Source organism: Guyparkeria halophila (genome assembly GCF_034479635.1).
GTDB classification, from domain to species: Bacteria; Pseudomonadota; Gammaproteobacteria; order Halothiobacillales; family Halothiobacillaceae; genus Guyparkeria; species Guyparkeria halophila.
On record NZ_CP140153.1, the window covers coordinates 1,246,176 to 1,270,493 of the forward strand.

Below are 24,318 nucleotides of genomic sequence, written 5' to 3' on the forward strand. Positions count from 1 at the left end.
GCCGCGCGGTCGATCGACCGCGCGCCGGTGGTGCCCAAACGGCGCCAGTGCGGGCCCGGTCCGTCCACTCAGCGCCGTCGGATTTCACAGACAAACCGTCGTTCCGGGGTGCGTGCAAAATCCTTGGGCAGTGTTTTTCTCGAAATATCATCGATTTGGAATCGCTTCTCGATGGAAGAGTGCAATGTAAACCCTTTGCGGTTGTTTGAAAAGACAAGGACGCCGCCCGAGGCGAGATGGGGCATGCAGGCCTCGATCAGGTCCGGGTGATCCCGCTGGACGTCGAGGGTGTCCTCCATCGACTTGGAATTGGAGAACGACGGTGGGTCGAGAAAGATCACGTCGAAGCGTTCCGCGGCCGACGGCCGGTGGTCGAGCCAGCGCAGCACGTCCGCGCGCAGCAGCTGGTGATGGCCGTTCACGGCAATGCCGTTGAGCTCGAAGTTGCGCTCGGCCCAGTCGAGGTAGGTATTGGAAAGATCCACCGAGGTGGTGGCCTGCGCCCCGGCGACCGCGGCGCGTACTGAGGCGCTGGCGGTATAGCAGAACAGGTTGAGCAAGCGCTTGCCCCGTGACAATTCCGCCAGGCGGTCGCGCACCAGCCGGTGGTCGATGAACAGGCCGACGTCGAGGTAGTCGGTGAAATTGATCAGCAACCGGGTATCACGCTCGCGCAGGATGCGCTCGATGTGCTCCCCGCCGAGGCGACCGTATTGCTGCCGACCGGACTGGCGGGCGCGCTGGCGCACCACGACACAGTCCGGGTCAATGCCCAGGGTGTCGACCGCGACCGCCGTGGCGGCCGCCAGGCGTGCTCGTGCCTTCTGCGGGTCGATCTGTTTCGGTGCCTGGTACTCCTGGATGTCCAGCCAGGCCTGGTCATCCTCGGTGCGGTACCAGTCCACGGCGAGCTTGAAGTCGGGCAGATCGGCATCGTAGAGGCGCAGGGCATTCTCGCCCTGCTTGATCAGCGACTTGCGCTGCTTCCAGTTCTTGGCCAGGCGATTGGCGAAGTCGGCGGCATCGTATTGCTCGCGGCGCCCCTGCTCGATCAATCGGCCGGCCAGGGCGTGCGGTCCGGCGGCGCGGCGCAGGCTCTTCTCCGAGAACTGTCCGCGCAGGAATTCCACCTCGACGCCGCCGTGGAGCACCATCACGCGCTTTTCGAAACGCAGCGGCCAGGTTAACTCGCTTTCCGCGGCCCGCAGGATGCCCCAGTACCAACCGGGCAGGCCTTCCACCCAGCGAGAGCACAGGGCGGTCCACTCGGCCTGGTCCAGTGATGCGTAGATGCGCTGGCCGAAGGGCACATTGCTGATTAGCAGGCCGGTTTCGGCGGCTCGAAGTTCGGTCGGAACGGGGGCGCGGAAGCTATCGGCGTGGATCAGCTCGATCGCCTCGCCGAGCCCGGCCGCCTCGATGTTCGCGTGCGCGGCGGCGAGCTGCAGTGGATCGCGATCCTGACCGAGGATGGGCAGCGTGCCCCGCGCTGGCGGGGTGTCGAGCCAGCCACGCCCAGCGTCATCGAGGATGGCGTCACGGGCCGTCGGCACATGCCCCTGCCACCCGGGCGAGCCCAGACGCCGCCGGCGCATGGCGGCAGGCATGCCCCAGAGCGATAGGGCCGCCTCGACCAGAAAGGTTCCCGAGCCACACATCGGGTCGAACAGACCGCCGCCGAGGCTGGCGACCTGCGGCCAGCGTGCCCGCCACAGCAGGCCGGCGGCCAGGTTTTCGCGCAGGGGGGCCTCGCCGCCATCGACACGGTAGCCGCGCCGATGCAGCGAGCCGTTGGAGAGCTCTATGGCGAGACTGGCGGTACCGTTTCCGGAGACGTGACAGTGCAGGCGCAGGCCGGGGGTCTCGCTGTCGATATCGGGGCGTTGCCCGGTTGCTGCACGCAACTGGTCGACGACCGCATCTTTGACGCGGGTGGCGATGAAGCCGGTGTGTCGCAGGGCCTCGTTGCCGCCGGTAGCCGTGATCGACAGGCTGTCCGTGGCGGCGAGATGCGCCGACCAGTCGACCGAGTCGGCCAGATCGTAGAGTTCGTCGGCCTGTGCGGCCGGACCGCGCGCGACAGGCAGGTAGACGCGCCCGGCGATCAGGCTGTCGGCGAGCACGCGGTAGACCGCCTCGACCGACAGGTCGGCGCTCGCCCCGAACGGCCGATCGCTGATCGGCTCGCCGGTCAGGTGGCGCAGTTCTTCGGCCAGGGCCGTCTCCAGGCCGGGCGGGGCGATGACTTCCACCGACCAGACTGGGCCCCGGTCCGCATCCGTGGAGGGATCGGAACCGAAGACAGCAGGGGATGAGGGAGGCGTGACGGAATCTGTCATGGCAAAACAAGCGAGTTTACCGGAATGGCCCAGGCATTCCGATCGTTTTCGTTGTCCGCCCTCATGGGGCGGCGGCACCGCGCACCAGGTGGAGGCGTGACTCGAGCCGGCCCTCGAAGTACGCCTCGAGCGTCACCCCCTGGTCGTCCGACTCGATCGCCAAGCCAGGTTGTGCCGGTGGCGAGCTTTCCTCGAAGGCGAGCATCCCCTCGGGCCAGCTCACCGCCAGGCGGACGTGCATGGGGTAATAGCCATCGAGAAACCGCCGCATGAACGGACCGTTGTCGACCACGTAACCGGCCTTGTCCGGATGGGGCAGGATGGCGAGCACTTGCGCGGCCACGCACAGGCTCGCGCCCCGCTCGATGTCCCTCATTTGCACACTGGGACCATCCACCTCGGCCCGACCGACGCCGTCCCGACGGGTGATGCGGATGTCGCGTGTGCGCTCGTCGTTGTAGACGATCTGCACGGCCGCGGCCGGGTCGAGATTGTGGTGGCACTGGTGCATCCGGGCCCAGCCGTCGTCAAGGCTTTCCCATTTCAACTCGAGGTGTTTTTCCATCCGGGCGGAGTTGGCGGCGGGCTCTTGTGGCAGGAAGGCAAGCTCACCCTCGTTAACCTCGCGGGCTTGTGTCTCCAACCTGGCGCGCTCCTCGGCGGCTTTCCACGCGGCCTCCCATTCGGCCTCCCGTTCGGCCTCCCGTTCGGCCTCTTCGGCGGTTGCGCTGGTGGAACCGGCGGCCATGATGGGGGTGGCAACAAGGGCGAGGCTGGCAAGGGCTACCGCGGAAGCCAAGCCGACGAGAAATCTGGGCCGTCGCATGGCAAGCGCGGAACGGCGTTCGGATTGAGGGGTCATACAGCATCTGGGGGACATGGATGCACTCCGTGGGCGTCGTTTGCCGGGTTTCGGCAAGGAAAATAGACCACCAACGAGCCTAGCCCGGATGTTTCTTCAAGCTATCCGGGCTATTGGTCGACTTGGCAAAATCGGGAAGGCGGTAACTACCATCCGGGTAGGGGCCGTTACCCCATGTCGTCCCCGCTGACGGGGAGGAGGAAATGATGAGCAAGACAATGATTTCGACCGCCAGTGCCGTCGCGCTTGCGGTGGGTCTGGCGTTGCCGACGATCTCGCTGGCGCAAGCGAATCCCGCCGACGCGCCGGTTTACGGCAGCCAGTTGATGACCGAACAGGAGCGTCTCGAATACCGTGAGCAAATGCGCGAGGCCCAGACCCTCGAAGAGCGCGAGCAATTGCGTTCCGAGCATGTGGAACGCATACAGCAACGGGCTCGCGACCAGGGCGTGACGTTGTCCGACGATCGCCCCGGTGCCGGTTCGGGCATGGGGCCGCGGGATGACGCCGAGCGGGGCGGTCGGAATATGTCGGATGACCGGATGCGGCCCCGCGATGGCCAGGGTGAAGGCATGGAGGAGCGCTACCGAGAGGAGCGTCAGGAGCAGCGGCGGGAGCACATGATGGACAACGAGGAGTACCGACGAGGCTCGGGTTCGGGCATGGGCGGTGGCGGCGGACGGAACTGAGCCGCCCGCGGTCTCTGCATTGCGCAGGGGCTGTCCGTACCGAGCCGATGCTCGTCGCTCGACACGAAACCCCGGCAGCATGACCTGCCGGGGTTTTTCGTTTGCCCGTGACTGAGGGGGCGGCCGAGTCCGGCGATCGCCGGGCAACCCGAAAACCGACTCGCCGTCAGCCGTCATGATGGATTATTGTTGCCGGTGCGCGTGGGGGTCGATACCCCGGCGTGTCGAGCCGGCAAACCAACCACGGAGAGCGCATGCCCGCCGCACCGATCGTCAACGCCGCACCGGCAACGAGCGAACATCCCGACCGCGCCCCGGTTGGACGAACCCGCCGGGCCAACGAATCCGCCCTGCTGGAGATACGGGATCTCACGGTCAGCGTCGGGCAGGCGTCGATCGTGCAGGGCGTCTCCCTGCATCTCGACCGCGGCGAACGCCTCGCACTGGTGGGGGAGTCGGGGTCGGGGAAAACGGTCACCGCGCTCTCGATCCTGCGGCTTTTCGATGCCGCCGATGCCACCACGCAGGGCGAGATCCGCTTCGAGGACGAGGATGTCCTGACCATGAGCATGCCGCAGGTGCGCCGCCTGCGAGGCGGTCGGGTCGGGATGATCTTTCAAGAGCCGATGACGGCATTGAACCCGCTTAAGACCATCGGTGCGCAGATCGCCGAAGTGCTGGTACGCCACCTGGGCCTGGGCGGGGAGGCGTTGCGTCGGCGGGTGCGCGAGTTGCTCGATCAGGTTCGGCTGCCACAGCCCGAGCGGGTGATGCGGGCGATGCCGCACCAGCTCTCCGGCGGGCAGCGCCAACGGGCGATGATTGCCATGGCCATCGCCTGCAACCCCAGCCTGGTGATCGCCGACGAGCCGACCACCGCACTGGATGCCGGTCTGCGCAAGACCATCATGGACCTGCTGGTCGAGCTGCAGCAGCGACTGGGCATGAGCCTGTTGCTGATTACCCACGACCTGCCGGTGGTGCGTCGTTATGCCGACCGGGTGATGGTGATGCGCGACGGACGCATCGTCGAGGCCGGACCGACCGATGCGATCTTCACCCGGCCGAAGGACAATTACACCCAGACCTTGCTGGAGGCCCGCCAGGTCGCCCCCATGATCGGGCCGACCGAGGAGCAGGCCGTCGAGCGACTGCGCTGCGAGGGGGTGGGCGTGATCGTGGGCAAACGTCGCTGGTTCGGGACCGATACGCGCAGCGAGATCCTGAAGGGTATCGACCTCTCGTTGAAGGCCGGTCAGACATTGGGCGTGGTGGGCGAGTCCGGTTCGGGCAAGACCACGCTCGCCTTGTCCCTGCTGCAATTGATGGATGGGGCCGATGGGGCCGTGTGGCTGGCCGGCCGCCGGGTTGACGGCTTGAGCGAACGGCAGTTCCGCCCGTTCCGGCGTGATCTGCAGGTGGTGTTCCAGGATCCTTACGGTGCCCTGTCGCCGCGCATGAACATTGCCCAGATCGTCGGCGAGGGGCTGGATGTCCACGAGGCGGGGCTTACGCGCGGCGAACGGCACCGACGCATCGAACGGGTGCTCGAGGAAGTGGGCCTCGACCCGGCGGTGATGTCGCGTTACCCGCACGAGTTTTCCGGTGGACAACGCCAACGGATCGCCATCGCCCGCGCCTTGATCCTCAAGCCCAAGGTGTTGATCCTCGACGAGCCCACCAGCGCGCTTGATGCGGCCGTGCAGTTGCAGGTATTGCGTCTGTTGCGGGATCTGCAGGCCGAGCACGATCTCACCTACCTGCTGATCACCCACGATCTGGCCGTGGTGCGTGCGCTGGCCCACCGGGTGATCGTGATGCTTGACGGTGAGGTGATCGAGTCGGGCCCGACCGGCGAATTGCTCGATGCCCCCGGCCATGAATACACCCGCCAGCTGATCGACAGTGCGCTGATGGCCTAAGACGGATATCGCCGGGCAAGAAAAAAGCCAGACCGGATGGGTCTGGCTTTTTCTGTATCAGCGCCCTGGCAGCACCCTGGCAACACCCTGGGTCGGTTCAGCCGTTGAACCGTTCCATGACCAGCGAGGCGTTGGTGCCGCCGAAACCGAAGCTGTTGGAGAGGACCGTGTCGATCCGCTTTCCTTCCAGCTTCTTCGTGGCGATGTTGGCGTTTTCGGCCTCCGGCTCGAGGGTCTCGACGTTGGCCGAGGCCGCGACGAAGTCGTTCTGCATCATCAGCAGCGAGTAGATCGCCTCGTGCACGCCAGCGGCACCCAGCGCGTGGCCGGAGAGCGACTTGGTCGAGGTGACGACCGGCTGATGATCGCCGAAGACCTCGGTCATCGCCTGCAGTTCGCGTAGATCGCCGACCTTGGTGGAGGTGCCGTGGGCGTTGACGTAGTCGATCGGCTTGTCGACCGTCGCCAGGGCCTGCTGCATGCAGCGCACCGCGCCTTCGCCCGACGGCTGGACCATGTCGTAGCCGTCGGAGGTCGCGCCGTAGCCGGTGACCTCGGCGAGGATGTTCGCCCCGCGGGCCTGGGCGTGTTCGAGTGACTCGAGCACCACCATGCCGCCACCGCCGGCGATGACAAAGCCGTCGCGATCGGTGTCGTACGGACGCGAGGCCTTGTCGGGGGTGTCGTTGAAGTTGGAGGACAGCGCGCCCATGGCATCGAACATCGCCGACAGCGACCAGTGCAGCTCCTCGCCGCCACCGGCGAAGATGACGTCCTGCTTGCCGAACTGGATCTGCTCGACGCCGGCACCAATGCAGTGCGCGGAGGTCGAACAGGCCGAGCTGATCGAGTAGTTGATGCCCTTGATCTTGAACGGCGTGGCCAGGCAGGCCGAGGTGGTCGACCCCATGGTGCGGGTGACCATGTAGGGGCCCACGCGCTTGATGCCTTTTTCACGGGCGATGTCGGCCGTGGCGACAATGTTTTCGCAGGAGGAGCCACCGGAGCCGGTGATCAGGCCGGCGCGCGGGTCGGAGACCTGTTCCTCGGTCAGACCGGCTTGCTCGATCGCCTCTTTCATCGCCAGGTAGTTGTAGGCAGCCGCCGAGCCCATGAAGCGCAGCAGCTTGCGATCGATATGCTCGGCCGGATCGATCTTGAGCGTTCCGGCGACGTGCGAGCGAAAACCGTGCTCGACCTGCTCGGGGTTCCGTTCGATGCCCGAACGACCTTCCTGAAGCGAGGCGAGCACCTCTTTGCAGTTGTTGCCCAGGCTGGACACGATGCCCATGCCGGTGATGACGACTCGGCGCATTGAGTAGTTACTCCGAAAGTGCTTCTGTGCTTGTAAACAGTCCTACCCGAAGATCTTTGGCTTCGTAGATGACGACGCCGTCGCAGAGCATCTGCGCATCGGCGATGCCCATCGTGAGCTTGCGCATGATGACGCGCTTCATCTGCACACGGTATTCAACCTTCTTGTTTCTCGGCAAGACCTGTCCCGAGAATTTTACATCACCGACGCCCAATGCGCGCCCGTGGCCCTTGCCGCCACTCCAGCCGAGGAAGAAGCCCACCAGCTGCCACATGGCGTCCAGGCCCAGGCAGCCCGGCATGACCGGGTCCCCTTCGAAATGGCAGGCGAAGAACCAGAGGTCCGGATGGATCGACAGTTCCGCGTGCATTTCGCCCTTGCCGTATTCGCCACCCTCGTCGGTGATCAGGTTGATCCGATCGAACATCAGCATCGGCGGCAGCGGCAGTTGCGCGTTGCCGGGCCCGAACATCTCGCCCTTGGCGCAGCGAATCAGATCGTCGTATTCGAAGGTCGATTGGGACATGGTATTCCTGACGCAAAAACGCGGATGGTACCGCAATCCGCTCTCGTACGCAGCCCGCGGCAAATCAGACGGCACTTGGGTAATGGGTTTGGCATATGATCGCCTGTGTTCCAGCTTAAGACAACGAGCGGAGGTGACCAGATGAAAGGACATGTCGACAAAGCGGTCGCAGGCTTGATGGCCCTGTTGCTGATCCTATGGCTGGCCCCGGCGCTGGCATTGGGAACGGCGCAGGCCAGCGAGGACGAACACGATCACAGCGGCGTGCACGAATTCCACGAAACCATGGAGGAGTTGGGCGAGCACACCGAGCAGATCGTGAAGGCGATCAACCACGAAGACTGGCAGTGGGTGGCCAAGGAAGCGCGAGCCATCGCCGAACACCCGCGCCCGCCCGCCGAGGAGCGAAAGCGTATCATGGCGTTTGCCGGCGATCGTCGTGCCGAGTTCCAAAAAGCCGATCAGGCGGCCCACGCCGCAGCGGCGACGCTCGCCGACGTGGCGGATACCGGCGACGGCCGTGAGGTCATCCGGGCGTTTGCCGACCTGCAGGCCACCTGCCTCGATTGTCACGCGAGTTTTCGTGACGATTTCCGCCAGCACTTCTACGTCGACAAGTAGGATTTAGACGGTTGCACCCGGCGCCGTCGAGGCCTGACCCGCGCCGGCAATAGGCCGCCTCGTCCCCTGCCGCCATGGCGAGGGAGGGCGGCCTTTTCTCGTTGCCTAATCGGAATCGGGCCGCTTGACGACCAGCAGGCCGCCCAGCCAACCGATCCAGCCGAGCATCAGGAATAGCCCACCGATGGGCGTGATCGCCCCGGGCCAGGGTTGATTGAACAGGGTCAGGGCGTAGAGGCTGCCGCTGAACAGGATGATGCCGACCAGCCAGGCCAACGCCAAGGTCAGTCGCCACCGACCGGGCGCCGGCCAGTAGGCCAATAGCATGATTGCCAGGGTGTGCACGAAGTGCAGCAGGATGGCGGTGTCCACCTGCCGTTGGGCGTCCAGGTCGGTCGGTGCCATCGGCCCGTGCGCGGCAAGCGCGGCCAGAACGACGGCAACCAGGCCATTGGCAAGGCCGATGGCCAGCACTGGTCGGTCCGCAACCGGGGCTTGATGACCGATAGTCTGCGGCATGCGTTGGCTCCGTTGGCTCGGAAAGGGATCAGAACTCGTCGATCATTTGCGCCCGCAACCGGCGTTCCTCGAGTAGGTCGTCGAGCCGGCGCCGCGCATCCTTCGTGCCCTTGATGCTGTCGAGCAGGGAATCGTTGTTCTGCTCGTCGTCCTCGACGTCGGTCTCGTCCCAGTCGTCGATATCCTGGTAGTCGTTTTTTTTGCTCATGATGTACCTGCCTGATCAACACGTTCAAGGCGACCTGCGGACGAGGTCGCGTTGGCATCGATCGACGGTCATGGCCAAGTCCTACAGGCCATCATGGGTTCCGGGTGCATTGCCCGGTCCGGCGCCCCGTCCGCGGGGATGACCAGCCGATTTCGGGCGCGTTATACCGCGTTTTCCCGGTCGGTCAAAGCAAATTGTTCATCGCGCCACGGCGCGCACCCGGGTGGCCTTTGCGGCGAAGCAACAGACGGCCACCGGGAGGCACGAAAATGGGCTGACGGGGGCGCGAGGAGCGCAGGGAAACGGATGCCGGGGGCGACGCGGGCGGGGTCAGATCAGGTCGTGGTCACGCAGTTTCTTTCGCAGGGTGCTGCGGTTGATGCCCAGGCAGGCGGCCGCCCGGCTCTGGTTGTGATCGCAGCGTTCCAGCACGCGGGCGAGCAGCGGGCGTTCCACCTGGCCCATGACCAGTTGATAGAGGTTGCTGGGCTGATCTTCCTCGAAGGCATCCCAGAGGATGTCGAGCGCGTCGATGATCGTCTCGTGCACGTCGTGGTGACACTCGGCGGCCCGACGGGCGCTGCCGTTCAGGGACGACACGTTGGGCTGGGAGGTGGCGGTGCTGGATGAGTAGGTCATTATTTTTTTCAACAACGCGGCATGAGGGGCGGACAGGACCACGAGACGCCGGGACGAACGGATCGCTCCGTGGTCGTCCCGGCGTCTTCTTGATCGAGCGTTCCGCTGGCCGCTCAGGGGCTTACGTCGGCGGATGGACTCGATACGCTGCGAAGCTCGGCCTCCCGCCGGTCAAGCCACCGGCGCTGGGACTCGATGGTCTCCAGTCGGTTGAACTCCTTGCGCGTCCCTTCGGCAATCGGTAGCTGCGAAGAATACCACCCCCAGTGCTTCCTCGCGATGCGTACGCCCATCACATTTCCGTAATGGCGATAAATATTCTCGAATTGCTCGCGTAGCAAGCCCATCACCTCGGTCGCCACCGGGTCGGGCGGGACGCGGCGGCCCTCCAGTGCGGCACGCAGCTGACGGAACAGCCAGGGCCGGCCAAAGGCGGCCCGACCGATCATCAGGCCGGCGGCACCGGTCTGCTCCAGCACCTCGACGGCCCGGTCCACCGAGTCGATATCGCCGTTGGCCAGTACCGGGATGCGGCGTTCGGCCACGACCCGGGCGATCGTGTCGTGCTCCGCCTCGCCGAGGTACTTCTGCGCCCGGGTGCGGCCGTGAACGGAGAGCATCGCGATGCCCGCCTGTTCGGCAATGCGGGCGATCTCGGGGGCATTGCGCCAGGTGTCGTCCGGTCCGGTGCGCATCTTGAGCGTGACCGGGCAGGGCACGGCCCTGACGGTGGCGTCGAGTAGTCGCGCGACGGTATCGGGCTCGGCCATCAGCGCCGAGCCGGCCGCCTTTCGGCAGACCTTCTTTGCCGGGCAGCCGAGGTTGAGATCGATCAGCTGCGCCCCGTCGCGGTAGGCCTGCTGGGCGGCCTTCGCCAGATCCTCGGGCTCGTTGCCCAGCAGTTGCACCGCGCGCGGTTCGGGGTCGTCCGGGCGAATGCGGCGTTGCTCACTCTTGCGGGTATGCCGCAGCTCGGGCTTGCTGCTGAGCATCTCGTTGATGACCAGCCCGGCGCCCTGGTCGAAGCACAGCTGGCGAAATGGGCGGTCGGAGATGCCGGCCATGGGGGCGAGCGCCAGGGGAAATTCGATGCGCAGGCGCTCGTCGCGGCCGACCAGTTCGATCGGCGCGAGCCGCGCTGCCGGCGCGGTTGTCGATCGCTGGTCAGGGCGTGCGGACATCAAGGCGTTCGGGCAGCCAGGTCACGATGTCCGGGAAGATCACCAGCAGGGCCAGCACGGCGATCTGGATCGCGATGAACGGCAGCACCCCGCGATAGATCTGGCCGGTGCGAATGCTGGCCGGTGCCGCGCCGCGCAGGTAGAACAGCGAGAAGCCGAACGGCGGGGTAAGGAAACTTGTCTGCAGGTTCACCGCCAGCAGGATGCCCAGCCAGATCGGATCGATGCCCATCATGAGCAGCACGGGGGCAACGATCGGCACCACCACGAAGGTGATCTCGATGAAGTCGAGCATGAAGCCAAGCAGGAACACGATCACCATGACGATCAGCAGGGCGGTCATCGCACCGCCCGGCAGGCCCGAGAGCAGGTCGTGGACCATTTCATCGCCGCCGAAGCCGCGGAAGACCAGCGAGAAGATCGAGGCGCCGATGAAAATCATGAACACCATCGCGGTGACCCGCAGGGTGCCCGTCAGGCTCTCGTGGAGTACGGGGAAGGTCAGGCGGCGCTTGGCGAAAGCCAGCAGCAGCGCGCCGACCGCGCCCACGGCAGCCGCCTCGGTGGGTGTGGCGATGCCGCTCATGATCGAGCCGAGCACCAGGACGATCAGCGCGATCGGTGGGGCCAGCGCGAACAGCAGCCGGCTGATCGGCGGGCGCTCGGCCAGTTCCGCCTCGGACAGCCCCGGCACGCGCTCGGGCTGGCGCCAGGCCACGAACAGGATGTAGGCCGCGTAGGCGCTCACCAGGATCAGGCCGGGGATCAGGGCGCCGCTGAACAGGTCGCTTACCGCCACGGTCTCGGGCGAGAAGATGCCTTGCTCGAGCTGCGCCTGGGTGTAGGCGTTGGCAAGCTGGTCGCCCAGCAGCACGAGGATGATCGACGGCGGGATGATCTGACCCAACGTGCCGGCGGCGGCCACCGAGCCCGAGGCCAGGCGGGGGTCGTAACCGCGGCGCAGCATGACCGGCAGGGCGATCAGGCCCAGGGTGACGACGGTTGCCCCGACGATGCCGGTGCTGGCCGCGAGGATCGCGCCGACGAGCATCATCGACAGCCCCAGTCCCCCGGGTCGGCGGCCGAACAGGGCGCTCATGTTCTCCAGGAGGTCATCGGCGACGCGCGCCTTTTCCAGCAGCACGCCCATCAGCACGAACAGCGGCACGGCCACCAGCGTCTGGTTTAGCATGATGCCGAACAGCCGGTTGGGCATGGCGCTCATCAGGCCGTGATCGAACATCCCCAACAGGGTGCCGAGTCCCGCGAACAGCAGCGAGACCCCGGCGAGCACGAAGGCGACCGGAAAGCCGCTCATCAGCGCGGCGAAGATGGTGAGCACCATCAGGAGCAGCAGCCATTCCATGCCTTACATGCCCTCCTTGATCGAGCCGTGCTCCGGTTCGGTCGGTCGCTGGTGGCGCAACAGGGCGACATGCCGCAGCAGCTCGACCAGCCCCTGCCAGAACAGCAGGGCGGGCATGACGATCAGCAGGGTCTTGAGCAGGTACAGCAGGGGGATGCCGCCGGGCTCGGGCGAGCCCTCGCGCATCGCCCAACTGTTGCCGACGTACTCGAAGCTGCTGATGCCGATGAACAGGCAGACCGGCCAGAGCAGGACGATGACGCCGATGATCTCGATCCAGGCGCGGGTTCTGGGCGACGCGCCGCGCGAAAGCACGTCGACGCGCACGTGACCGTCGTGGCGATAGGTGTAGCCCATGGCGAGCATGAACATCAGCGCAAACCAGTAGGTGATCGACTCGGACAGCCACTGGTTGCTGTCCGAGAGGCCGTAGCGCAGCGCCACCACCCCGAAGACGGTCAGTGTCAGGACCAGGCCGAGCCAGGCAACCAGCCGCCCGGTCCACTCATTGACCCGGTCGAGGCGGTCGACCAGTCGGCTCAGCCGGCAGGATGGGTCCGGTCGAGTCATCAGCGCACCTGTGCGGGCTGGTTGGATTCGATCCAGTCGCCGGTTGCCGTGCCGGCGGCGCGGTGTGCCTCGAGGATGCGGCGAAACGGCATCGGGTCCTTGATGTAGGTCATCTCGCCGGCACGCGGGAAGTACTGGTCCTGCATGCGCGAGACCCAGAAACGCAGCGCCGCGGCACGCAACAGGCCCGGCCAGGCCGTTTGTTCCGCCGGGCTGAAGGGACGCTCGGCGAGATACCCGGCCAGTAGCGCATCGCGCTCCGCGGCCCGCGATCGACCCTGCTCGTCCACGCACCAGTCGTTGAGCGTCACCGCCAGGTCGTAGGCGAAGACGTCGGTGCAGGCGTAGTAGAGATCGATGATGCCGGTCAGGTCACCGTCGTCGAACAGGGCGTTGTCACGAAACAGATCGGCGTGGATCGCCCCGCGCGGCAGCCCGGCACGCGACTGACCCTCTTGATAGGCAATCTCGTCATCGAGCAGGGCGAGTTCGTCGTCGTTGGCCTTGCTGTGCAGTTGTCGGGCCACTCCCTGGGCCCAGGCGAGGTCACGATCGGGGGCTCGATATTCCGGGAAGTCGGCGGAGACGCGATGAAAGCGGGCCAGTGTCCGTCCAATCTCCGCGCAGGCGGCCGGGTCCGGGTGGTCGAGCGAGGCGCCCGTCAGTCGCTGGACCAGCGCCGCCGGCTTGCCGTTGAGCTCGGTCAGATAGGCCCCGTCGCGCGTCGGCACCGGGTGGGCCGTGGGGATGTCGTGCTCGGCGAGGTAGGCCATCAGGTCGAGAAAGAACGGCAGTTCGTCGGCGCCATGGTTCTCGAACAGGGTGAGCACGTAGCGCCCACCGGTCGTGGTGACGAAGTAGTTGGTGTTCTCGATCCCGGCGGCAATACCCCGGTGCTCGACCAGCTCCCCGCAGTCGAACCGGGTCAGGAAGGTGGTGAGTTGTTGGGAATCGACCTTGGTAAAAACCGACATGACGGTCTCGTTCGTTGCTTGGGTTTGCCCGGATTTCCGTTGTCTCGCCTCAGAGGTCGAGCAGTTTCTTCTGCTCTTCCTCGGTCGCCGTGACCCCGCGGTTGCGGTAGAAATCGAAGATCGCGTCCACCGCCTCGTCGGCCGTGTCGCAGAGGGTGAACAGGTCCATGTCCTCGGGCGAGATGGTCTTCTCGCCCAGCAGCTGGTCGCCGAACCAGTCGATCAGTCCCTGCCAGAATGTTCGGCCCAGCAGGACGATCGGGATGCGTCGCGACTTGCCGGTCTGCACCAGGGTGAGGATCTCGGCGAGCTCATCGAGGGTGCCGAATCCGCCCGGCATCACCACGTAGGCCGATGCGTGCTTGACGAACATCACCTTGCGGGCGAAGAAGTGCTGGAAATGCAGCGAGACGTCCTGGTAGGCGTTGTCGTTCTGCTCGTGGGGCAGGGCGATGTTCAGACCCACACTGGGGGCGCCACCGGCCTGCGCGCCCTTGTTGGCCGCCTCCATGATGCCGGGGCCACCGCCGGAGATGACCGAGAACCCCGCGTCGGAAAGCTTTTCCGCGACCTCGACGGTCAGGCCGTACCAGGGGTTGTCTTCCTTGTAGCGGGCCGAGCCGAAGATGCTCACGGCGGGCTCGATGCTGGCGAGTGTCTCGTAGCCATGGACGAACTCGGCCATGATCTGGAAGACCTTCCACGACTCCTGCGAGAGGCGTTGCTGCTGATCCAGACGGGTCGGATGATTGGGTAGCTTTCTGCTCATGCAAAACCGTGCGAAGCCGAGGTGTTCCCGGGGTGTTCCCGGGGTGTCCCCAAAGAGTTTTCAGCGGATGGTCAGTGGCGCTCGTCCCGTCGGTCACGGGGCTGCCTGTGGCATAGTACCGGCCTGATATCCACGGAATTCAAAAGGGGCAAATCCTACCATGTCCGACCGCAACGGACCCGTGATTCTCGTCGACGGCAGTTCCTTCCTGTTTCGCGCCTTCCACGCCCTGCCGCCGCTTACCGCGCCCGACGGCACGCCTACCGGCGCGATCCACGGCGTGGTCAACATGCTCCTCAAGATGCGACGCGAGGCCGATCCCAGCCACATGGCGGTGGTGTTCGATGCCCCGGGCAAGACCTTTCGCGACGACATCTATCCCGAGTACAAGGCCCACCGGCCACCGCTGCCGGACGATCTTCGGGTGCAGATCGAGCCGGTCCACGCGCTGGTGCGTGCACTGGGCTTCCCGCTCCTGTGTATCGAGGGGGTGGAGGCGGACGACGTCATCGGCACCCTGATGCACGAGGCGCGCGAGAACGACGAGGAGGTGATCGTCGCCACGGCCGACAAGGACTTTGCCCAGTTGGTGGCCCCCAGTGTGACGCTGGTCAACACGATGAGTAACAAGACCACGGATGTCGCGGCCGTCGAGGAGAAGTACGGCATCACCCCGGCGCAGTTCATCGACTTTCTCGCGCTGGTTGGTGACAAGGTCGACAATATCCCCGGCGTTCCGGGTTGCGGTCCCAAGACGGCCACCAAGTGGATCAACCAGTACGGCTCGCTCGACGGGATCATCGCCCATGCCGACGAGCTCAAGGGCAAGGTGGGGCAATCGCTGCGCGATTCACTCGAGTTCCTGCCCACCAGCCGGGAACTGGTGACGATCCGCACCGATTGCGAGCTGCCGGTGACCCTCAACGAGGTGGCGATCGAGCCGGCCGACGTCCAGACCGGCCTGGCACTGGCCGATCGCTATGGCCTCAACTCGCTGCGCCGCTGGTTCGGCGAGCAGGGTCTCGATGAGGGCGAGTCGGTCACCGAAGCGCCCGAACGTCCCGAGATCGCCTACCACACGGTGACCGACCTCGAGACGCTGGACGCCTGGATCACGCGGATCGAGGCGGCGTCGCGCGTGGCCTTCGATACCGAGACCAATTCGCTCGAGCCGATGCAGATGGCGGTGGTCGGGCTGTCGTTCGCGATCGATCCCCATGAGGCGATCTACGTCCCCCTGTCGCATGTCGATGCCCACGGCGAACGCATCGAGCCGCAGTTGGACCGCGACACGGTGCTCGAGCGGCTCAAGCCCTGGCTGGAAGACGAGCGTCCCACCAAGATCCTGCAGAACGCCAAGTTCGACATGCACGCGCTCGCCAACCACGGCGTCACCCTGCGCGGACTGGTGGACGACAGCATGCTCGAGTCCTACGTGCTCGACCCGACCGCCTCGCGTCACGACATGGATACGCTGGCCTCGCGCGAGTTGTCGCATCAGACCACGACCTTCGAGCAGGTCGCGGGCAAGGGGGCCAAGCAGCTGACCTTCGATCAGGTCGCGATCGATGTGGCTGCCCCGTACGCCGCCGAAGATGCCGACATCACCCTGCAACTGGCCGACCGCCTGCGCGCGCAGCTGGCCGAAGTGCCGAGCCTGATGGCGGTTTACGAGGAGATCGAACGCCCCCTGGTACCGGTGTTGTTCACCATGGAGCGTGCCGGCGTGGCAATCGACAGCGACCAACTGGCGCGCCAGGGCGAGGCGATCGCCGAACGGATCGCCACGATCGAGGCGCAGGCCCAGGAGATCGCCGGTGAGGCCTTCAACCTCGGTTCGACCAAGCAGCTCAAGGCCATCCTCTACGAGCGCATGGGGCTGCCGGTGAAGGTCAAGACACCCAAGGGGGAACCGTCGACCAACGAGGAGGCACTCTCGGCATTGGTCGACGAGCATCCGCTCGCCCAACTGATCCTGGACTACCGTGGCCTGACCAAGCTCAAGAGCACCTACATCGACCGGCTGCCCGAGCGCATCGACCCGGATACGGGGCGGGTACACAGCATGTTCCACCAGGCAGTGACCGCCACCGGCCGGCTGTCGTCATCCAACCCCAACCTGCAGAACATCCCGGTGCGTACCGAGGAGGGGCGGCGCATCCGCAAGTCGTTCGTCGCCACGCCGGGTCACAAGCTGATTTCGGCGGACTACTCGCAGATTGAATTGCGGATCATGGCGCACCTGTCGGGTGACGAGGGGTTGCTGTCGGCGTTCGAGCACGGCGAGGACATCCACCGGGCCACCGCCCGCGAGGTATTTGCCGACGGTGGCGAGGTGTCCGATGAGCAGCGTCGCGCGGCCAAGGCGATCAACTTCGGCCTGATCTACGGCATGTCGGCATTCGGGCTGGCGCGCCAGATCGGCGTGGGACGGACCGAGGCGCAGGATTACATCGACCGCTATTTCGCCCGCTACCCCGGTGTGGCGCGCTACATGGACGACACCCGCCGGCAGGCTCACGAACGCGGTTTTGTCGAAACCGTCTTCGGCCGGCGCCTGTATCTGCCCGAACTCAAGAGTCGCAATGGCCAGCGCCGCCAGTACGCCGAGCGCACCGCGATCAACGCGCCGATGCAGGGCACCGCTGCCGACATCATCAAGCGGGCCATGCTGGCGCTGCATGAGAACGTGGTGTTGACCGGTCGTGCCCGGATGATCATTCAGGTGCACGATGAGCTGATCTTCGAGGTGCCCGCCGCTCAGGCCGAGTCGTTGGCCGACGAGATCGAGCACGCCATGATTGCCGCCGCCGACCTGCGGGTGCCGCTGGAAGTCGGCATCGGTATCGGGGCAAGTTGGGACGAGGCGCACTGATATCGGTGCCTGACGCGACCTTCGCCGGCCACGACGCCCGGCGGACCAAGCCCCGGGGACAAACGAAAACGCCCGTCGATGCACGACGCTTCGACGGGCGTTTTTTGCGGTGGGTTGGTCCGGGGTCAGTCGGTCTGACGGCTTGGCTGGATCTCGGGCACCGGATAGCTGGGTAGCTTGCCGTGCATGAACTCGCCGTCCCAGTAGTCCTCGTCGAAGGGTCGGGAGAAGACGAATCCCTGGATCTGCAGGCGACTGCCGAACTTGCGCAATTCGACCAGTTGCTGCGGTGTTTCCACGCCTTCGATCACCACCTCGAACTCGAGTTTTTCCGCCATCGCGAGGATCGATTCGAGCAGCTTGCGCGCGTCCTCGCTGCGCTCGATCTCGTCGACGAACTGCTTGTCGATCTTGAGCTTCGAGATCGGCAGGTTGTTGAGGTAGGCCAGTGACGAGTGGCCGGTACCGAAATCGTCGATGGCGATGGCAAACCCATGCATGGCCAATTGGTGCAGGCGTTCGGCCAGCAGGCTCGGGTCGGAGCCGAAATCGCTCTCGGTGATCTCGAGCACGATCGAGGAGGTGGGCAGGCCGGCGGCCTTGGCCAGCTGGATCAGGCGTTCGTCGACCTTGTCGAGCAGCAGCAGTTGCGGCGGGACGTTGATCGAGATGGTCAGTTCCTGGCCGGCCTGGCGCTGCCAGTCCGCGATGCGTCGACAGGCGTTGTTGAGCGCCCACTCGGTGAATTCCCCGATCAGGTTGTGCTCCTCGGCCAGCGGAATGAACTCGGCCGGCGAGATCCAGTCGCCGCGGTAACGCCAGCGCATCAGGGCCTCGAATCCCACCAGCGCGCCACTGGCCAGGGACACCTGCGGCTGGTAGTGCACCCGGAGCTCGCGGTTGCCCAGTGCCTTGCCCAGTGCCTGGGTGAGCTCGAAGCGCCGCTGTGCGGCGTGGGTATGGCCCCCGGCGTGACCGATGATGCGGTTGCCGCCCTCTGCCTTGGCCTGCGAGAGTCCGTTGTCGGTGATGCGCAGCAACTCCTCGGCGGTCTGCCCCTCGGCGGGGAATTGCGCCGAGGTGACGCTGGCGCGGATATCCAGTCGGTAACCGGCCAGATCCACGCGTTGGGTGATGTGGGCATGGGCCTGGCGCATCGCCTCGTCGACCTTCGATTCCAGCTCGGCGGCATTGTTCGCGAAGATCAGGAAGGCGAATTCGTCCCCATCGATACGGGCGAGCAGGGCCCGCGGGTCGGTGATCTCGGCCAGGCGATCGCCCATGACCCGCAGAATGCGATCACCGAATCGTCGTCCCAAGGCCTCGTTGAAGGCGGTGAATCCGTCCAGACCCAGGGCGACCAGGGCGAACGGTTGGTCCGGGTGGGTCTGGATCTGGGTATCGACCTGCTGCACGAAGTAGCCGCGGTTGAGGCGGTCGGTGACCCGGTCCTGGCGGGCAAGCGCCAGGACCTCGTTCTCGCGGGCACGGATCTCGGTGTGATCGTTGATCACCACGATCACGTGGCCGCGTTTTTCCCGCGGTTCGCCGACCAGCCGGATGGAAACCAGGGCAATCAGCGTCCTGTCGTCTTCCGGCCGGGTGAACTCGATCTCGCTGCGCCACTCGCCCTGTTCCAGGACGTGCTTCCAGATCGGCGCCACCACGTGGCTGGGCTGGTCGAGCAGGGTCTCCAGCAAGGGGCGTTCGGCCAGTTTGGTGGTGCTCATCTCGAGCAGTGATTCGGCCGCCGGGTTGGCGCGGCTGACGAAGCCCTGAATATCAGTCACGAGCACCGCTTCCTGTACCTCGTCGAAGACCGAGGCGGTCAGGGCCAGTGAGTCCTCGGCGCGCCGGCGACTCAGGGATTCCTTGTCGTGCTTCTTGAGCATCGCCTGGAGTTGCTCGCGGGAGTTCGACAGGCTGACCAGCGAGCTGCGGAACTGTTGCACGGCGCGCGCGATCCGCCCCAGCTGGTCGCGGCGTTTCTGTTGGGCCCCGGCACTCGCCTGCTGGCCGGCGACGATGCGCTCGGTGATCTCGGCCAGCTGGCGGATCTGTCGGTTCGTCAGCCAGAGCACCAGCATCAGCAGCAGGGCTTGCAGCGCGACGAACACGATCAGGACGAACTGGTAATTTTCGGTGACCGCCGCATTGGCGCCGCGGATGGCCCGCATGGTCGATTCGAGTTCGTCGTTTGCCGCGTCTATCAGCCCGCCGAATCCGTCGGTCATGATCGCGGCTCGCTGTTCGGCCAGCCGAGTCTGAATGCGTGCCACCTGGTCACTCTGAGCCGAGGCGACACTCTGGTTGGCCTCGACCAGGCTGCGCGCCTGGGTTTCGATCGAATCGGCGAGCCGGTTGATGGCGCCGGGGTGGTTTTCTCGTAGCGGGGCCAGGGCCACGCTGCCGCGAATGGCCGAGGCGATCTGGGTGAGCTCGGTGCGGAGATCGGAGACATCGCGGCGAGCGCCTGGCGCGAATCCGGCGACCTCGCGTTCGACCTTGGCGGCGACGCCGGCGTACTCGTTTCGGATCTGCTCGATCGACTTTTGCGTCTCGACGAAGCCGCGGCTGGCCTCGGCGAAGGTCTCGACGTTCGACTGGGCCAGACTGCCCAGGTAGAAGACCAGGCCGGCACTCAGGGCCAACTGGGCGAGGATGAAGAGCAGAAATTGTAGCGGCAGGGGGAGCAGTCGCATTCGGGTCGTCCTGGTTCCGTGTTCGGTCGCATTCCGTTGGTCCGGCCCGTGGGCGGGTCGGCAGCCGCGCTAAGACTACGCGGTGCGCTCAGAGTTTCGCGCAAGGGCATCCCCGAGTCCAGCGGCGATCGGCTGGATGCGGGCGAGCAGTTCGATCGGTTTCATCGGTTCGCGTTCGCCGGCCCCCCAGACTACCCCTGGCCAGGCCGGATCGTCACCGAACCGAACCACGCAATGCAGATGGAGCTGGTCAACGAGGTTGCCGATCGCCCCCGTGTTGAGCCGATCCGGGTGGTAGAGGTATTCGAGGGTCTCGCTCAGGGCCTGAAGGCCGGCAAGCGCCTCGTTGCGCCAGTCGGGCGGGAGTCGATGCAGTTGCTCGGCACCGGGATGCATCGGCACGATCAGGGTCCAGACAAAACGTCGGTCGTTGATCAGCCGAAACTGCAGCCGGCCATGATCGAATATCGGGAAGCTGTCGGCCTTGAGACGCGGGTGCAGGCACCAATCCGCGGGGGTGGTGTGGTCATCGCTCATCGTGCATTCTCCTCGGCGGCGGGCAGCTCCAGCACCAGATCCACGCGGCGGTTCTCGGCGCGTCCGGCGGCGGTGCCGTTGCCGGCGATGGGCTGGGTATCGGCCAGTCCGACCGCATGCAGCCGGCGGGGGCGGATGCCGGCATCGATCAACTCGCGCACCACGGCCGCGGCCCGGGCTGCCGACAGCTCCCAGTTGGAGGGGTAACGCCAGGTCTGGATGGGCCGATTGTCGGTATGGCCCTCGACGGTGATGCGATAGTCGCTGTCGTCCAGACGATCGGCCAATCGGGTCAGCAACTCGCGCCCCGCTTGCGACAGGCCGGCCTCGGCGGTGGGGAAGAGGATATTATCCTTGACGCGCAACTGCACCCGGTCGGCGATGGTCGAGACCTCGACGTCGTCGCCCATGTCCGCGAATTGCCCGGCCAGGGCTCGAGCCTGGTCCGCGGCCTTGTCGTTCGCCGTTTCATTGGCCTGGCCGCCTGAATCCCTGCCAGCGGCATCCATGGTCGAACCGGCCGTCCGATCGGGGGCTTGTTGGTGGGATTCGGCATCGCCCGGTTCGGCGAACAGTCGCTCGTGGCGCTCGCCGATCAGGGCATCGCCGCTGGCGGTGCGGGCGTCCGGGTTTGGCTTGTCGCCCCCGATGACCGTCTCGGGCGGGTCGGTGTCGCCGGTGGCGTCGCTGGCGGCCGGCTGGTCGGTGTTGGCCGGCTGGTTGGTCTGCGCGCCGCTGCCCGGCTCGATCGGATTCTGTGCCTTGTGCTGGTAGGCGTAGGCGGCAAGCAGGACGAACAGGGTCAGCAACAAGGTCATCAGGTCGACCATGGTCAGCAACCAGTAGTTCTGATCGTCCTCGACCTGACGGGCGTCGGGTTCCCAGCCCTCGCTCCACGGCCGTCCGCCGTCACGGGCGGCCGCGGCGACCCGAGCCTCCTGGAGTTCGAGTTCCTGCTTGCTGGGGTCGGCGCTCACGCCGTTCACTCGCTGGCCTGTCTCGGGCGCCGGCGCGGACTCGCGCTGCGGCCACCGGATCGCCCCTTGCTGCGACTGCGTTGGCGGTCGCCGTCACGCAGTTCATCCTCGCTCTGGGCGAGGAACGAACCGAGGGTCTCGCGGATGAAGGCCGGCGAGCGCTCTTCCTGCATCAGCAGCACGCCCTCGACCATCATGTTCATCAACATCACACGCTGCTCGGTACGGCGCTCGAGCTTGAGTGCGATCGGCTTGAACAACATGTTCGACAGCAGGATGCCGTAGAGCGTGGTGATGAGCGCGAGCGCCATGTTGGTGCCGATGGCGCCGAACTGGTCGGCATCCATGGCCGAGAGCATGTTGATCAGTCCGAGTAGGGTGCCGAGCATGCCGAAGGCCGGTGCGAAGGTGGCCATGGTGCGGAAGATCTGTGCCTCGGCCCGTTCGCGGGCACGCATGCGGGCGATGCGCCATTGCAGCAGGGTGATCAGGTCCTCGGAAGACGCGCCGTCCAACACCATCTGCATGCCCGAGCGGAGGAACGGATTCTTGATGCGATTGAGTTTCTCGTCCGCCCGGCTGATCTGGCCCTGGAACTTGAGCTTGGAGACCTCGACCAGCTCGTTGATGTCGCGTTCGGCGTAGAGTCGCTCGTTCTTGAGCACGATGCCGAACACGCGAAAGACCCGCAGCACCTCGTGCAGCGGGTAGCTCACCAGGGTGGCCGCCACCGTCCCGCCGACGACCAGCAACAGGCCCGGCAGGTTGAGGAAATTGGCGGGATCCTCGGCGGAGAGGCCAATGGCGGCGACCACGATCGCGAGGCCGGAGAACATGCCGAGTAGCGTGCTGGGATTCAAAGGTCTCGGTCCTCGAGGATTGGCGATACGGCAAGCAAGGGTGCCCGAAGCAAACGGGCCGGAACAAGACGGGCCTCGAGCAAGGCTACGAGCGACGCCATCAACAACGGCGACAAGGCAAACGATAGCATTCCCGTCGAGGTCATCGAGCCGGATCCCGTGCGCTGGACGGGGAACCGTGGCGATCGCGTAATGCGGTCGAGTGCCGGATTCGTCCTTGCCTGGTGCTTATCTTTAAGATCGACCAACGGGACAGATTCTTGAGGCCCGGTTTCATCTCAATGGCACACAGGAGACGCCGCGTGGAGTTGATTGATACCCATTGCCATCTGGAAGCGGCGGCGTTTGCCGACGATCTCGACGAGGTGCTCGGGCATGCGCTGGCTAGTGGGGTAACCGGAATCGTGGCGGTGGGGGTGTCTCCTGCCGACTTTGGCGACCAGTGTCGGGCCATGGCGCAGGCCCGCGGCGCGGGCTTGTCTGCCTGGGGGGCGTTCGGAACGCATCCCTGGTGGAGCGATCGGGTGGGTGTCGATGAGGCCCTTGCCGGCCTGGACCGTCAGTGGCAGTCGGACGAGCCACCCATCGCCGTGGGCGAGATCGGCCTGGACTTTGCGCAACCGACTCTCGATGCCGACGGGCAGAATGCGCTCTTTACCGCCCAACTCGACTGGGCTGCCGAGCGGGACCTGCCGGTCATCCTGCACGAGCGCAAGTCCGCCGATCGATTGCTGTACTGGCTGCGACGCCATCGCCATGCCGGCGGCGTGGTGCACGGGTTCACCGGATCGCAGCAGCAGGCCGAGCAATTCATCGAACAGGGGTTCTACCTCGGCGTGGGCGGGGCGATCACGCACCCCGGCGCCCATCGCATGCACCGGATGATGCGAGAGCTGTCGCTGGATTCGCTGGTGCTGGAAACCGATGCCCCCAATCAACCGGGCCACGCGCATCGCGGTGAGCGCAATCTGCCCGGCTATCTGCCGGAGAACCTCGCCAGCCTGGCCGAATTGCGCGGCATGGAGGCGGATGAATTGCTCGAGCATCTCAATCGCAACACTCGGCGACTGTTCAAGGACCGACTTGGCTACAATGCCGCCGACTCAAACAATCGGACCGAGCCAACGTGACTGCCATCAACCCCGTCGACGAACGTACCGAACTGCTCATCGGAGAGGAGGGTCTTCAACGCCTGCGGGCCGCAACCGTACTGGTCGCCGGGTTGGGCGGCGTGGGTGGGGCGGCCGCCGAGTCGCTGGCCCGCGCCGGGGTGGGGCGGCTGATCCTGCTGGATCATGATCAGTTCGTCGCCTCGAACCTTAATCGCCAGTTGCTCGCCACCGGTGCTGTGATCGGGCGGGGCAAGGCCGAGGTGGCGGTCGAGCGGCTGGCCTCGATCCGTGACGACATTGAACTCGTGCCGAGCTCGGACTTTCTCGACGTCTCGGGCGTGGAAGGTTTTCTGGAGCGGCATCGGCCGGATTTCATCGCCGACTGCATCGACTCGATCGCGGTCAAGGCGCGTCTGTTGGCCGTGGCCCGGGAGCAGGGGTGTGGCACATTCACGGCATTGGGGGCGGGCAATCGCCTCGATCCGCGCCAGATGCAGGTCGGGCAACTCGATCAGGTGCATGGCTGCGGGTTGGGATCGGTACTGCGGCGCAAGCTGAGAAGGGCGGGCGCCCCGGTCGATTTCCCGGTGGTCTACTCGACCGAAACCCCACGCAAGCCGGCCCCGCATCAGCCCACCGACGACGGCAGCCAGCCGCGCGCGGTCAACGGCACCATCAGCTACCTGCCCAACCTGTTCGGCCACATGGTGGCCGGTGAGATCATCCGACGGTTGCTGGAAGGGGAAGGCTGAGCG

Annotated in this window: 22 protein-coding genes; 6 read left to right on the forward strand and 16 right to left on the reverse strand. The window is 65.7% G+C overall.

The features are described 5' to 3' along the window. Window positions 1-68: 68 nt before the first annotated feature. Complete coding sequence (gene rlmKL / locus SR882_RS05745; protein WP_322520305.1) at window positions 69-2,252, reverse strand: bifunctional 23S rRNA (guanine(2069)-N(7))-methyltransferase RlmK/23S rRNA (guanine(2445)-N(2))-methyltransferase RlmL; 2,184 nt, start codon at window positions 2,250-2,252, stop codon at window positions 69-71. 148 nt (window positions 2,253-2,400) lie between these two features. Beyond that, window positions 2,401-3,087 (reverse strand): alpha/beta hydrolase, encoded by a 687-nt coding sequence (locus tag SR882_RS05750; RefSeq protein WP_322520306.1) that lies wholly within the window; start codon window positions 3,085-3,087, stop codon window positions 2,401-2,403. Window positions 3,088-3,407: 320 nt separating this feature from the next. Here SR882_RS05750 and SR882_RS05755 point away from each other — a divergent pair, with 320 nt between their 5' ends. Both SR882_RS05755 and SR882_RS05760 read left to right on the forward strand, forming a co-directional pair. After that, window positions 3,408-3,890, forward strand: coding sequence for a hypothetical protein (locus tag SR882_RS05755; protein ID WP_322520307.1), 483 nt, complete (start codon window positions 3,408-3,410; stop codon window positions 3,888-3,890). Window positions 3,891-4,144: 254 nt separating this feature from the next. Continuing rightward, window positions 4,145-5,812, forward strand: coding sequence for an ABC transporter ATP-binding protein (locus SR882_RS05760; protein WP_322520308.1), 1,668 nt, complete (start codon window positions 4,145-4,147; stop codon window positions 5,810-5,812). A gap of 97 nt (window positions 5,813-5,909) precedes the next feature. Here the strand turns inward: SR882_RS05760 and fabB are convergent, their stop codons facing one another. Together fabB and fabA are read right to left on the reverse strand one after the other, a co-directional pair. Continuing rightward, a complete protein-coding gene (gene fabB, locus SR882_RS05765) occupies window positions 5,910-7,127 on the reverse strand; it encodes a beta-ketoacyl-ACP synthase I (protein WP_322520309.1) in 1,218 nt (405 codons plus the stop codon). A 7-nt stretch (window positions 7,128-7,134) separates the two neighbouring features. Then, the gene (gene fabA / locus SR882_RS05770; protein ID WP_322520310.1) at window positions 7,135-7,653 is read right to left on the reverse strand and encodes a bifunctional 3-hydroxydecanoyl-ACP dehydratase/trans-2-decenoyl-ACP isomerase; all 519 of its coding nucleotides are present in this window, start codon (window positions 7,651-7,653) and stop codon (window positions 7,135-7,137) included. A gap of 141 nt (window positions 7,654-7,794) precedes the next feature. Here fabA and SR882_RS05775 point away from each other — a divergent pair, with 141 nt between their 5' ends. After that, the gene (locus SR882_RS05775) at window positions 7,795-8,274 is read left to right on the forward strand and encodes a cytochrome c (protein WP_322520311.1); all 480 of its coding nucleotides are present in this window, start codon (window positions 7,795-7,797) and stop codon (window positions 8,272-8,274) included. 105 nt (window positions 8,275-8,379) lie between these two features. Here the strand turns inward: SR882_RS05775 and SR882_RS05780 are convergent, their stop codons facing one another. From SR882_RS05780 to SR882_RS05815, 8 genes are all read right to left on the reverse strand, one after another. Continuing rightward, window positions 8,380-8,793 (reverse strand): DUF423 domain-containing protein, encoded by a 414-nt coding sequence (locus SR882_RS05780; protein ID WP_322520312.1) that lies wholly within the window; start codon window positions 8,791-8,793, stop codon window positions 8,380-8,382. A gap of 28 nt (window positions 8,794-8,821) precedes the next feature. Then, window positions 8,822-9,001 (reverse strand): PA3496 family putative envelope integrity protein, encoded by a 180-nt coding sequence (locus tag SR882_RS05785; protein ID WP_322520313.1) that lies wholly within the window; start codon window positions 8,999-9,001, stop codon window positions 8,822-8,824. Window positions 9,002-9,331: 330 nt separating this feature from the next. Beyond that, the gene (locus SR882_RS05790; protein WP_322520314.1) at window positions 9,332-9,640 is read right to left on the reverse strand and encodes a helix-turn-helix domain-containing protein; all 309 of its coding nucleotides are present in this window, start codon (window positions 9,638-9,640) and stop codon (window positions 9,332-9,334) included. A gap of 113 nt (window positions 9,641-9,753) precedes the next feature. Beyond that, window positions 9,754-10,821: a tRNA dihydrouridine synthase DusB gene (gene dusB, locus SR882_RS05795; RefSeq protein ID WP_322520315.1), complete on the reverse strand. Its 1,068-nt coding sequence runs from the start codon at window positions 10,819-10,821 to the stop codon at window positions 9,754-9,756. Beyond that, window positions 10,805-12,187 carry a TRAP transporter large permease gene (locus SR882_RS05800; RefSeq protein ID WP_322520316.1) on the reverse strand — a complete coding sequence of 461 codons (1,383 nt, stop codon included), beginning with the start codon at window positions 12,185-12,187 and terminating at the stop codon, window positions 10,805-10,807. Before SR882_RS05800 ends, dusB begins: the two co-directional genes overlap by 17 nt. 3 nt (window positions 12,188-12,190) lie before the next feature. Beyond that, a complete protein-coding gene (locus SR882_RS05805; RefSeq protein WP_322520317.1) occupies window positions 12,191-12,757 on the reverse strand; it encodes a TRAP transporter small permease subunit in 567 nt (188 codons plus the stop codon). Next, window positions 12,757-13,731, reverse strand: a complete 975-nt coding sequence (locus SR882_RS05810) for a homoserine kinase (protein WP_322520318.1) — start codon at window positions 13,729-13,731, stop codon at window positions 12,757-12,759. The genes SR882_RS05805 and SR882_RS05810 overlap by 1 nt, the downstream gene beginning before the upstream one ends. A gap of 49 nt (window positions 13,732-13,780) precedes the next feature. After that, window positions 13,781-14,500: an LOG family protein gene (locus SR882_RS05815; protein WP_322520319.1), complete on the reverse strand. Its 720-nt coding sequence runs from the start codon at window positions 14,498-14,500 to the stop codon at window positions 13,781-13,783. A gap of 160 nt (window positions 14,501-14,660) precedes the next feature. Here SR882_RS05815 and polA point away from each other — a divergent pair, with 160 nt between their 5' ends. Beyond that, window positions 14,661-17,375: a DNA polymerase I gene (polA, locus tag SR882_RS05820; RefSeq protein WP_322520320.1), complete on the forward strand. Its 2,715-nt coding sequence runs from the start codon at window positions 14,661-14,663 to the stop codon at window positions 17,373-17,375. 125 nt (window positions 17,376-17,500) lie between these two features. Here the strand turns inward: polA and SR882_RS05825 are convergent, their stop codons facing one another. From SR882_RS05825 to SR882_RS05840, 4 genes are all read right to left on the reverse strand, one after another. Beyond that, on the reverse strand, window positions 17,501-20,077 hold the full coding sequence (locus SR882_RS05825) for a putative bifunctional diguanylate cyclase/phosphodiesterase (protein WP_322520321.1): 2,577 nt from the start codon (window positions 20,075-20,077) through the stop codon (window positions 17,501-17,503). Window positions 20,078-20,152: 75 nt separating this feature from the next. Beyond that, window positions 20,153-20,614 carry an HIT family protein gene (locus tag SR882_RS05830; protein ID WP_322520322.1) on the reverse strand — a complete coding sequence of 154 codons (462 nt, stop codon included), beginning with the start codon at window positions 20,612-20,614 and terminating at the stop codon, window positions 20,153-20,155. Then, the gene (locus SR882_RS05835) at window positions 20,611-21,591 is read right to left on the reverse strand and encodes an OmpA/MotB family protein (RefSeq protein WP_322520323.1); all 981 of its coding nucleotides are present in this window, start codon (window positions 21,589-21,591) and stop codon (window positions 20,611-20,613) included. The genes SR882_RS05830 and SR882_RS05835 overlap by 4 nt, the downstream gene beginning before the upstream one ends. A 5-nt stretch (window positions 21,592-21,596) precedes the next feature. Further along, entirely contained in the window at window positions 21,597-22,451 is an 855-nt protein-coding gene (locus SR882_RS05840) for a motility protein A (protein ID WP_322520324.1), read from the reverse strand. Window positions 22,452-22,753: 302 nt separating this feature from the next. Between SR882_RS05840 and SR882_RS05845 the strand changes: the two genes are divergently transcribed. Both SR882_RS05845 and SR882_RS05850 read left to right on the forward strand, forming a co-directional pair. Then, window positions 22,754-23,581: a TatD family hydrolase gene (locus tag SR882_RS05845; protein WP_322520325.1), complete on the forward strand. Its 828-nt coding sequence runs from the start codon at window positions 22,754-22,756 to the stop codon at window positions 23,579-23,581. Next, on the forward strand, window positions 23,578-24,315 hold the full coding sequence (locus SR882_RS05850; RefSeq protein ID WP_322520326.1) for a tRNA threonylcarbamoyladenosine dehydratase: 738 nt from the start codon (window positions 23,578-23,580) through the stop codon (window positions 24,313-24,315). Before SR882_RS05845 ends, SR882_RS05850 begins: the two co-directional genes overlap by 4 nt. Window positions 24,316-24,318 lie beyond the last annotated feature (3 nt).